Genomic DNA, 10622 nt, shown 5'->3' with positions numbered 1-10622 from the left:
CTCGGGGGTCGGCGCCCCACTCTCCGGAGGAAGCGGAGAGAAAGCTTCTTTCAGATGCCGTTATCTTCGTATTGCAGGATGCGGGCGCGGCGCAGCTCCTCGGCCGCCTGACGCATCTGCTCGCGAGCCTGGTCCATCTGGGCACGGATCTGCATCTTGATCGCTTCGGGATCGACGCGGGCAAGCTCGGTCTGGCGCATGGCATTCTCGAGCTCCCGCTTGATCTGGCGCTGAACTTCGTCGCGCTGCATCATCGACTCGGCCAGCGCCCGGTGTGCCTCCTCCAGGGCCCGCCGGTACTGCATCTGCATCCGTCCGTCGTCGGGTGCGTCATCCAGGTCCTCGATCTCGAGGTTGTCCTGGTCATCGTCCTCGTCGGCCCAGCCCTGGTCATGGTGCGGATGCGGAGTGGGCGCCATCAGCGAGCCGTGGCGCTTGTGCTCCGGCCGCTCCGCCACCTCGACGTCGATGGTCTTCTCCACGCCGTCCCGGACGATCTTCACCGCGACGGTGTCGCCCGGCTCCCGATCGCTGAGCGCCGATCCGATGTCGCCCTGCGCGGCGATTCCCTTGCCGTCCACGGCGATGATGACGTCGCCGGCCCGCAGTCCCGCCTTGCCGGCCGGAGTGTCTTCCTCGACCCGGCTGATCAGGACACCACGGCCGCGCGGCGCCTTGAAGTAGGTCCGCAGCTCTTCGGTCATTCCCTGCACGCGGACCCCCAGGTAGGTGCGCGATACGCCGAACATCTGCCACTGTCCCGGGTCCATGGCCTGACCCCAGCCGGGGAAGCCGCCTTCATGCCACACCTCTTTCGCCTCGCCCAGGGTGGCGGTCACGGTCTTCCGCTTGCCGTCCCGCATCACTTCGATCTGGACATGGTCGCCGGGCTCGAGGCTGCGGATGATCCGCCGGATGTCGCCGTCGTCCTCGATCGGCTTGTTGTCGACCTCCACGATCTTGTCGCCTTCCCTCAATCCCGCCTTTTCCGCGGGGCTGCCTTCCTTGATGCCGGTGATGCGCACGCCGTCCTCGTCTTCATCGAGGAAGACTCCGAGCCAGCCGCGCTTCTTGTGCCGGTCATCGTCATCGGCTTCGGGGGTCGCCGGCGCCGCGGGGGGAGCCGGGGCTCGCATGACCGCCGGAACCGCCGGAGCCGGAGGCGCCGGAGGAGCGGTCGATCCTGCGTTGCCGCCCGAAGGGAGCAGAAGGAGGAGAAGGGCAATGACGGACAACGGTTTGGTTACGCTTAAGCCTTTCAACGACTTGACGACCATTCAGTCTCCTCCTGTACTGGTTGGGCACCCTGGGGGGCGAGTCCCAACGACTCACCTTCCACTATTCTCTGACCGATCCAACGAGTAAAAGGATGAAAGCCTTTCCAGGTCCTCCCCGAGGTGGCGCTCCGGATGAAAGCCGGTCGGGCCCCGGCGCGGGGGCTTGCCGTGGCCCCGCTATTCATAGCGCAGGGTAACGATCGGGTCGACCCGTGTCGCCCGGCGCGCCGGGAGCCAGCAGGCAATCAGGGCGACCGCCAGCAGGATCACCGGAGAAAAGGTGTAGGTCGGCGGATCAGTGGCGGTGACCTGGAAGAGCACCGAGGAGACCAGAGGCGCCATCCCGAGCAGGGCCGCCAGGAACCCGATGCCCAGCCCCAGGAAAGCCAGGAGCATGCCGCTGCCGATCACCATCCGGAGGATGTCGCGCCGCTGGGCGCCGAGTGCCATCCGGATGCCCATCTCGTGCGACCGCTGTGTTACAGCGAACGACATGACTCCGTAGATTCCCACCGCCGACAGCAACAAGGCCAAAACGCCGAAGATGGTGATCAGGATCGCGGCGAGCCGGCGCTCCGCGACCCGGTCGGAGGTAATGCTCTCCAGGGTCTGCACCGCATAGAGGGGCACCTCCGCATCGACGCTGGCCACCGCCTTTGCTATGGCGGAGGTGAGGCGCGAGGGATCCCCCGTGGTCTTCGCCAGGATGGTAAAGGAAGGGATCGGGCTCTGGGTATAGGGAAGGTACATCTCGATGCGGGAGTCCTGATCCACGCCGTAATGCTTCACGTGGTTGACCACGCCCACGATCTCCATCCAGGGGCTCTTGGCCGGGTCGTCGCCGTGGAACCTCAAGCGCTTCCCTACGGGATCCTCCCCGGGATAGTGCTTCTGCGCGAAGGTCTCGTCGATCATGCAGACCGGCCGCGAGTCGGCCTGATCCTGCCCGTCGAAGGTACGCCCCTTGAGAAGGCGGATTCCCATGATCCGGAAATAATCGGGGCTGATGCGCGTGATGTCCGCCGAAGGACCCTGGCCCGGAGGCGGCTCCGGTCTCCCCTCGATGAGGAAGCCGCTCTGCCACCCTCCCAGAAGAGGGAGCGCGGAGGCGGCGTGTTCCACGCCGGGAATTGCCTGGACCTTGCTCACCACCTGCTCGATGAAGGCCCGGCGCTGCTCCGGCTCCTTGTACTTGAGGTCGGGCCCCGAGACCGCGGCCGTGAGGACACCGTGTGGGTCGAATCCGCCATCGGCCGTCAGCACGCGCCAGAAGCTCTTGAGCATCAGCCCGGTCCCCAGCAGCAGGAGCAGCGCCATGGCGGTCTCCAGGACGATGAGCGATCCATGGATCCGGTGATGCCCCCGGCCCTGGCCGGTCCGTCCACCTTCCTTGAGGGTCGTGTGAACCTCGGAACGCGAGGCCTGCCAGGCCGGCGCCAGGCCGAAGAGGAGCCCCGTGAGCAGCGCCGTGCCGATGGTGAACAGGAGAACCGGAGCGTCGATGGCGATGCCCTCGGTCAGCGAGGTGTTTTCCGGAAACCCTGCCAGCAGTCCGCGGACACCCCAGTAGGCGAACAGGATCCCCAGCAAAGCACCGGCGCAGGAGAGCAGCACGCTCTCGGTGAGGAGCTGGCGCACCAGGCGCCACCGGCCGGCTCCGAGCGCGTTGCGGATGGCCATCTCCTGGCGGCGCGTGGTGGCCTTGCCCAGGAGCAGGTTGGCGACATTGGCGCAGGCGATGAGCAGGACGAGAAGGACGGCGCCGAACAGCACGTAAAGGCGGGGACGCGACTCCTCGACCAGGACATCATGCAGGCTCTTGACCGTCATGCTCTGCCGGGCGTTCGAGTTGGGATAGGTCTCGGCGAGGCGCTTGGCGATTCCCACGATCTCGGTACGGGCCTCTTCCTCGGTGACGCCGGGCTTCGGGCGCGCGTAGACATAAATCCCGGGATGATCCCCCCGGTTGTTGGCCCCGCCCAGCTCGTCTTCGCGGCGCAACAGCGGCGTGAAGACATCCGTCAGGCGCAGGGAGGTGTGCATCTTTGAGGGCATCACGCCGATCACCGTGAAGGGCTCCCCATTGAGGACGATCGGCTTGTTGAGGATATCCGGGTTGCGGCCGAAGCGCCGGGTCCAGAACCCTTCGCCCAGCAAGGCGACCCGCTCGGCGCCGACCTTGTCCTCCTCGGCCGTGAAGGGACGTCCGATGAGAGGCTTCACGCGCAGGGTGTCGAAGATCCCCGAAGTCACCTCCCGCCCGTTGAGACGCTCCGCCCGCTCGCTTCCGGTCATGACGAGAGTGCTACCGCGGTAGGCCATGACGGCCTCCAGCGTCTTGTTCTGATCGCGCAGGTCCTTGAAGTTCTCCATCGAGAAGCTCATCTCCGGCACCTGCTCCGCCCATTCCGAGACCCAGAGAATCCTCTCTCCTTCCGGATAGGGGAGAGGCTTGAGCAGCATGCCGTTGATGAGGCTGAAGATGGCGGTGTTGGCCCCGATCCCGAGACCGAGGGTCAGCACGGCGAGGAAGGTGAAGCCTGGGGACTTGAGGAGCATCCGCGCGCCGAACTTGATGTCCTGCCAAAGTATCTCCATGACTATCTCCTGGGGGTTGGAGCCGTCCTGGGAAGATGCAGATTCATTGCAGACGGACGCCCGCTGCTTGGTATAACGCTGAAACCAGGCTCTGGGTTCTCGCTTCGGATTCTAGACCTGGCTTCCAGGCAAAAGGGTTGAATTATCTGCCTGATGTGCGGGAACCAAGGTCGCCATCCGGCCGGCGAAGGGGTCGATACAGTCGGGGTATGCATGGATGGAAGGGTCGAAAATCGTGGTGCCGGAGGTCGGAGTCGAACCGACATGAGGTTGCCCTCGGGGGATTTTGAGTCCCCTGCGTCTGCCATTTCGCCACTCCGGCACTGGCGCGCAAGGTTAGCGGATCGGCTTCATCGCTAGCAACCGCAGAGCCCGGGGAGACAAAACCCCTCTCTCCGGCCCTATCTCGCTTCTCCGAGAAGGAGATCGCTTCCCGTTTCGTTGGCGTCGCTTCGCGCATCTCCCTATAATGCGCCGCGGAGGTGACGCGATGAGCCATTCGGCGCGCCGGCGGGCGCGCATCCTTGCCATGGTAGTGACCTTCCTGGCTCCGATCGCTCTACCCAGGCCGGCCTGCGCGCAAGAGCTGATCGGCTTCGAGATCATGGAATGGAAGCAGGAGCTCAGCGGCACGCAGCGAGTCGATGGCGACCTCTCGAATGGGACCGAGACGGACCTGCAGGATGATCTGGGGCTGGACCCGGACGACACCCTGACCCAGGGGCGTATCTGGCTGCACTTGCCGCAGAAGCATTACATTCTCTATACCTTCTACGACAGTAAGCGCACCGGTGAAGCGCTCCTCACAAGCCCGCTGGTCTTCGCCGATGCGCTCTTCGCCCCGGGCGACACGGTGAAGACGAAGGTCGAGCTGGATCAGGACTCGCTCCTCTACCGTTATGAATTCATCCAGTCCCCCACCTTCCGGTTCGGCATACCGCTCGGAGCCCAGCGCTTCACCGTCCGATCCGAGGTCGAATCCAGCCTCACCGGCATCCAGCGCGACGCAAGCGGCGGCGGGACCTTCCCGGTAATCGGAGCCTCCTTCTCCTTCACCCCCTTCCCCTGGCTCGCCTTCTCGGCCGAGGCGTTGGGGATGAACCTGGCGCTGAGCGGCAACGACTACCGCTTTTACGACGCCCGCGGCCAGGCAGAGATCCATTTCGCTCCTCTCGTCGGTCTGGTCCTCGGATACCGCCAAAGTGTCAATGATTCGACGCTGGAAGACTTCGGCGTGGTGGATTTCCAGACCAACGGCCCCTTCGCCACGCTGCTTCTCGCCTTCTGATCACCCTCGCAAATTGACAGCGAGGCGCTGAAAGGGCTAAAATCTCAGGCAATTCAGCCGAGTACCTCGACGACGCGCCTTAGGACGGAGGCTCCCATTGGAATTCAAGATAGGGGATAAGGTCGTCTATCCCAACCACGGGATCGGCATCATCGAAGAAATCCGCATCATCAGCTCCGACGGTATGAGCAACGGCTCGTTCTACCGCCTCCGGATTCTCGCCAACGACAGCACCGTGATGGTTCCGGCGGCCAACATCAATCAGGTCGGCCTGCGACGCGTCATCGCCCGCAAGGAGATCCAGAAGGTCTACGGGATCCTCGAGGACGGCCAGATCGCCAGCCACTCGAACTGGAAAGGGCGCTTCCAGGACAATTCCAACCGGATGCGTACCGGCGAGATCCTGGAGGTCGCCGCGGTCCTGAAGAACCTCAGCCTCCTGAGCCAGAAGAAGAATCTCTCCTACCGCGAGCGCCGCATGCTGGACAAGGCGCGCTACCTGGTGGTCAGCGAGATCGCCGAGGTGGAGAAGGTCGCCGAGGCGGTCGTCGAAGAGAAAGTCGAGAAGGCCGTCGCCCGCTCCCTGAAGAACGTCCAAGACCACTAAACCATTCCACGATGGACAGCCTGATCCTCGAGGGGGTCGTCCGGACCCTGGACCGGGCCCTTTCGGGGAGATCCCTGCTGCGCTGGGATCGCCTCGGTGAGGCGGATTACCTGCTGCGCTTCGCCACCGCGGCGGGAGACAACCTCAGAATCTCCCTGCATACCCCCTTTCCCGCCCTGTACCGGCTGCCGCATCGCGACACTCCCGAGACGGCGCCGCCGGATCCCTTCTCCGGGATCGCGGCGCGCGAGCTGGAAGGCGCGGCCCTGATCTCCGTGCGGCGCCGCGGCGCCGACCGCGTCGTGGAAATGGATTGGGAGAGCGCGTCGGGAGACCGGCGGCGTCTGGTTGCCGAGCTCTTGGGGAAGTCGGCCAATCTGCTGCTGCTGGATTCGGAGAGTCGGGTGATCGCCTACGCCCGCAGGATGGCCAGCGCCTTCCGCAGGCCCGAGGAGGGGAAGCCCTACCAGCCTCCGCTGCCGCGCCCGGGCCTGGAAGGAGCCTCGCTCGATCCGCGGCGGGTGGAATCGATGCTGCAGCGTTACGATCGGTCGCTGCCGGTCGAGCAGGCGGCGACCGGCATCCTGCAGTTCCTCAGCCCGCCCCTGGCGGAGGATTTCCCCCATCGCCCCGGTGCTCTCTCCGATCCGGCCGCCGAGCTGCGCCGGCTGCTCGAAGTCACGGATGCGGGTCGTCTCGAGCCCGTCATCTACGCCGCGCTTCCTGCGGACGAGCTGCTTTCCGGCGCAGCGACTCATCGCGCGCCGGTCGTCCTCTCGCCGCTGCCGCTCGAGCATCCCCCCGCGCCGCCGCAGGCGCGTTTCGGCGGTTGCGAGGAAGCGGTGCGCGTCTTCTCGCAGATCGTCCAGGCGCAACAAGCCGCCCGCGAGCGCCGCGAGAAGCTCGGCGGCGTCTTGAACCGGGAGAAGACCCGGCTCGCCCGGCTCGCGGCGAAGCTCGACCAGGAGCGCGCCGAGACACAGCGTTCCGAGGAGCACCAGCGGTTCGGCGATCTGATCCTGGCCTGTCCGTCGGCGCGCGTGGCGGGCGCCGTCATCGAGGTCCCCGATCTCTACGGCGAGGCGGGACGCGTGGTGCGGATTCCCGCGGATCCGGCCCTGACGCCCCGGGAGAATGCCGAGCGGCATTACGCCCGCGCGCGCAAGCTGCGGCGCGGCGCTGAGAAGATCCGCGAGCGGCTGCAAGCGGTCGCTTCACAGGCCTCGCGGCTGTCGGCATGGGAGCAGCGTCTCTCCGAGGCCAGATCCCTCGTCGATCTGGAGGCCGTCGAGAAGGTCCTGATCGGCGAGCGGCTCCTGTCGCCGGCCCCCCGGAAGCCGGGGGTGAAGGAGCCGCCGGCGCCAGAGAACGACCCCGGCATCCGGAAGTACCGTACCGAGGACGGCTTCGTGATCCTGGTGGGGAAGACCAGCCGCGACAACGACCATCTCACCTTCCGCGTCGCCGCGCCGCACGATTTCTGGTTTCACGCCGCCGGCCATTCCGGGGCTCACGTGGTGGTCAGGAACCCGGCGCGACTGAAGGAGCTGCCGAAGTCGGTGGCGCTCTCGGCGGCCCGCATCGCGGCGCACTACAGCCGCGCGAAGGGAAAAGGGAAAGTCGAGGTCCACTTCACCTTGCGCAAGCACGTTCGCAAGGGAAAGGGATACGCCCCGGGGCTGGTCAGCCTGCGCAACCATCGTACGCTCGAGGTGGAGCCCGGGATACCGGGTGGCGGTCAGGGTGAGTGAAGGAAGCGCCGGCGCAGAACGCTATCGGTTTGAGGGCGGGTGGGATCAGTTGTCCGAGTCGCCGTCTTCGGATGCGGCAGGGGCCGAGAGCACCGAGATGGTGGAGTTGGAGGTCGCCAGCCGGTAGCGTCGCCGGCCATCGCCGACATTTCCCGCGAAATGCGAGGGGCGGTCGCCGGGTACGTGAAGCCCCTCGAGGTCGCTTTCCACCTCTCCCTGCTCGGCGCGGGCGTCCAGGCGGAAGCCCGAGGTGGCGGGCGCGGAGAGGCGGACCTCCTGGTTCGTCGTCGTCACCTCGACATCCGATCCGGGCCGGACGATTTCCACGGGAGTGTGGGTGCCGGTCACGACGATGGCGCCCGCTACATCCTCAAGACGGACCTCGCTGGCGGTGGCCTGGACCTTGACGGCGCCGCGCACCCGCTCGGCGCGCAGCGAATCCGATTCGACCGTCGCCGTGAGCCCTCCCTGGATGTCGGCCACGCTCACGTCGCAATGCGGGGCGTTGATCCGCACGTCTCTCGCGGCACGCTCCACCCGCACGCTGCCGTGCTCGTCGACCAGGTCCACCGCCGCCCCCGCGTCGGCGATCTCGATTTCCGAATCGACCGCCGTGACGTGCAGCTCGGAGCGCGCCTCCGACACCCGAATCCTCCCGTGTGCCCCGTCCACGACGATGGGGCCGGCGACGCGCTCGAGCACCACATTGCCGTCGGTCGCATGAATCTCGACGGAGCCTTCGTGGTCGACGACATTGACGTCGCCGTGGGCCGTGCGCAGCGTGGCGGTGCCCCGGACCCGGCGCAGGTCGATCGATCCGTCCTCGTTCACCACCTCGATGCCGCCTCCCAGCTCCGCCGCCTGCACGTCGCCGTGGGCCGTCTTCACCAGCACGTCCTTCGCGATCCCGTGCACCACCACCGATCCGTCGTCGGTGATCACTTGCAGCCGGCTGTCCGCCGGCAGCATCACCGTCAGCGACGTTTCCAGGCGCGTCGGCCGCGATCCCGTGACCCGCGCCAGCACGCCATCGGACGCCGGGCCGACTTGAAGCTTCAGCTGCGCGGCGGCCTTGGCCGCCTCTTCTTCACGCTCGCGATGGATCTGCTTCTTCATTTCGACCCGTACCTTCGGCTCGCTCCAGGTCATGATCTCGACGTCCCCGCGGCCCGCCTCAATCGTCAGCCGCGCGCCGGCACCCAGCGGCGCCTCGCTCGATTCGCTGAAGGTGTGGAGCGGCCCCTCCAGGAATTCGAGGCCCTCGATGCGGACGTTCGACCCGGCGAGCCGTGCCTTGGCCTTGTGGGCGATCGTGACGCCCGCGCCGAGCAGCAGGATCAGCAGGAGCAATCCGAAATCGCGGCGGGTCATTTGGGAGGCTCGGTCCCTTCCGTCTCCCGGGCGGAGAAGTAGCGGACCAGCTTGTTCACTCCCATGACGATGATCAGGACGGGCCAGAATTTCCAGAGATTCTCGAGGATGTCCAGCTCCGGCTTCAGGTAATGGATCTGGAGCAGGACTCCCAGCAGCAGCACCACGAGTCCCCAGGTCAACGACTCGCTTCGGTTCCGGACGGCCATGCTCGGCACCCCCCTTCCAACCGTGCTAAACGGAAAGCTCCCGGCAAAAGTTCATGCCGCAGGCTCGGTTGACGCCCCCCGGAACGCTAGTGTACATTCCCGGCCGATTTGGCTCCAGCGCTTCGTGAGGCCACTCCGGGCCAGGAAGATTCGATCCCTCGAGAGCCACGCACCGCCTTGACCTTCGTCGCATCGGGCGCGGGGACCCTGCTCCAGCATGAAGCGCACCTTCAACCTCTCCGTCAGCCTGATCCTCTCCGTCGGTCTGATCTGGTTCGGCTTTCGCGACGTCCATCCGTCGGAGGTGGCTCGTTCCCTGTCACAGGCCCACGTGGGGTACGTGGTCCTGGCGGTGATTCTGGGACTGGTGAGCTTTTTCGGCAGGGCCCTGCGGTGGCGGGCGCTGACGCGCCACCTCAAGCCGGCCATCAGCTTGCGAAATCTCTTCAGCTGCACCGTGATCGGATTCATGCTTTCCTATATCCTGCCGGGGAAGATCGGCGAGCTGGCGCGGCCGATACTGCTGGCGGGGCGCGAGGGAATCAGCAAGGGCTCCGCGATCGGCACCGTGGCGGTGGCCCGCATGATGGACTTTCTCGCGGTGCTGCTCTTGCTCTCGATCTACCTGATCGCCTTTTCGGATCGCCTTCCCGCCGACGGCTCGGGCTGGATCGCCCAGTTCCGGACCTATCGGACGGTGCTGGGAATCGCTGTGCTGGCGGGCGTGGTGGCGCTGTACGCCGCCGTGCTTGCCCGCGAGCCGTTGTTCCAGAACCTCGAGAGAAGGACGCATCCGGAGCGCTGGCCGCGCCGTGTGGTCGATTTCTTCCATGCGCTGGTGCGCGGCTTCGAGATCCTGAAAGGGCCCAAAGCGCTCGTCGTCGGGATGCTCTACACGCTGGCGTCTTGGGTGCTCATCGACCTGAGCATCCTGTCGTGCCTGAAGGCCTTCGACGTGTCCATGGATTTCGCGGACGTCTTTCTTCTCATCGCCTTCCTCGCCGTCGGGATCTCGGTGCCGACGCCGGGAGGCGTCGGCGGCTATCAGGAGATGGGGAAGCTCTGCCTGACGGGCATCTTCCGGGTGGAATCGGGCAAGGCGCTCGCGGTGGCCTGGGCGCAATGGTTCATCGCCGTGATCCCGGTCGTAATCCTGGGGGCCATTCTCATCTGGACCGAGGGTATGACCGTGGGACAAGTGGGTCGCATGATTCGTAAGGAGAAGGAGACGTCGCCGTGAAATGTCCGTTCTGCGGACATCCCGAGGACAAGGTCGTCGACTCCCGCGAAGGGAAGGAGGGGCGCGTGGTGCGCCGGCGCCGCGAATGCCTCTCCTGCGCGCGCCGCTTCACCACCTACGAGCGGGTCGACGAGATTCCCTACATGGTCGTCAAGAAGGACGGCCGCCGCGAGCCCTTCGACCGCAACAAGCTGCTCAACGGCCTGGTGAAGGCCTGCGAGAAGCGGCCGGTCCCCGTTTCAGCCCTCGAAGGCGTGGTCGATGAGATCGAGAATATGCTC

9 protein-coding genes and 1 tRNA gene are annotated in these 10622 nt (G+C 65.9%); 5 read left to right on the top strand and 5 right to left on the bottom strand.

The features are described from left to right. Positions 1 to 50 precede the first annotated feature (50 nt). From VFW45_04540 to VFW45_04530, 3 genes are all read right to left on the bottom strand, one after another. Entirely contained in the window at positions 51 to 1136 is a 1086-nt protein-coding gene (locus tag VFW45_04540) for a PDZ domain-containing protein (protein ID HEU5180034.1), read from the bottom strand. 318 nt (positions 1137 to 1454) lie between these two features. Next, entirely contained in the window at positions 1455 to 3875 is a 2421-nt protein-coding gene (locus tag VFW45_04535; protein ID HEU5180033.1) for an ABC transporter permease, read from the bottom strand. Positions 3876 to 4111: 236 nt separating this feature from the next. Then, a tRNA-Leu gene (locus VFW45_04530) sits at positions 4112 to 4197 on the bottom strand. A 168-nt stretch (positions 4198 to 4365) separates the two neighbouring features. Between VFW45_04530 and VFW45_04525 the strand changes: the two genes are divergently transcribed. The 3 genes from VFW45_04525 (at position 4366) to VFW45_04515 (ending at position 7521) form a co-directional block, all read left to right on the top strand. After that, on the top strand, positions 4366 to 5163 hold the full coding sequence (locus VFW45_04525) for a hypothetical protein (protein ID HEU5180032.1): 798 nt from the start codon (positions 4366 to 4368) through the stop codon (positions 5161 to 5163). A gap of 97 nt (positions 5164 to 5260) precedes the next feature. Beyond that, entirely contained in the window at positions 5261 to 5770 is a 510-nt protein-coding gene (locus VFW45_04520) for a CarD family transcriptional regulator (protein HEU5180031.1), read from the top strand. A gap of 11 nt (positions 5771 to 5781) precedes the next feature. Further along, complete coding sequence (locus VFW45_04515; GenBank protein ID HEU5180030.1) at positions 5782 to 7521, top strand: NFACT family protein; 1740 nt, start codon at positions 5782 to 5784, stop codon at positions 7519 to 7521. 45 nt (positions 7522 to 7566) lie between these two features. Here VFW45_04515 and VFW45_04510 read toward each other — a convergent pair whose 3' ends face one another. Both VFW45_04510 and VFW45_04505 read right to left on the bottom strand, forming a co-directional pair. Then, complete coding sequence (locus VFW45_04510) at positions 7567 to 8892, bottom strand: DUF4097 family beta strand repeat-containing protein (protein HEU5180029.1); 1326 nt, start codon at positions 8890 to 8892, stop codon at positions 7567 to 7569. Continuing rightward, a complete protein-coding gene (locus VFW45_04505) occupies positions 8889 to 9101 on the bottom strand; it encodes a DUF5668 domain-containing protein (protein HEU5180028.1) in 213 nt (70 codons plus the stop codon). The genes VFW45_04510 and VFW45_04505 overlap by 4 nt, the downstream gene beginning before the upstream one ends. 217 nt (positions 9102 to 9318) lie before the next feature. Here VFW45_04505 and VFW45_04500 point away from each other — a divergent pair, with 217 nt between their 5' ends. Beyond that, positions 9319 to 10341, top strand: a complete 1023-nt coding sequence (locus VFW45_04500; protein ID HEU5180027.1) for a lysylphosphatidylglycerol synthase transmembrane domain-containing protein — start codon at positions 9319 to 9321, stop codon at positions 10339 to 10341. Next, positions 10338 to 10622: transcriptional regulator NrdR (nrdR, locus tag VFW45_04495; GenBank protein ID HEU5180026.1), on the top strand; the 285-nt coding region annotated here is incomplete at its 3' end. The genes VFW45_04500 and nrdR, both read left to right, overlap by 4 nt.

It is taken from the genome of Candidatus Polarisedimenticolia bacterium (assembly GCA_035764505.1).
Classification (GTDB): Bacteria; Acidobacteriota; Polarisedimenticolia; order Gp22-AA2; family AA152; genus AA152.
The sequence above is the reverse complement of the archived record's forward strand: the minus strand, read 5'-3'. Positions and strand labels throughout refer to the sequence as shown.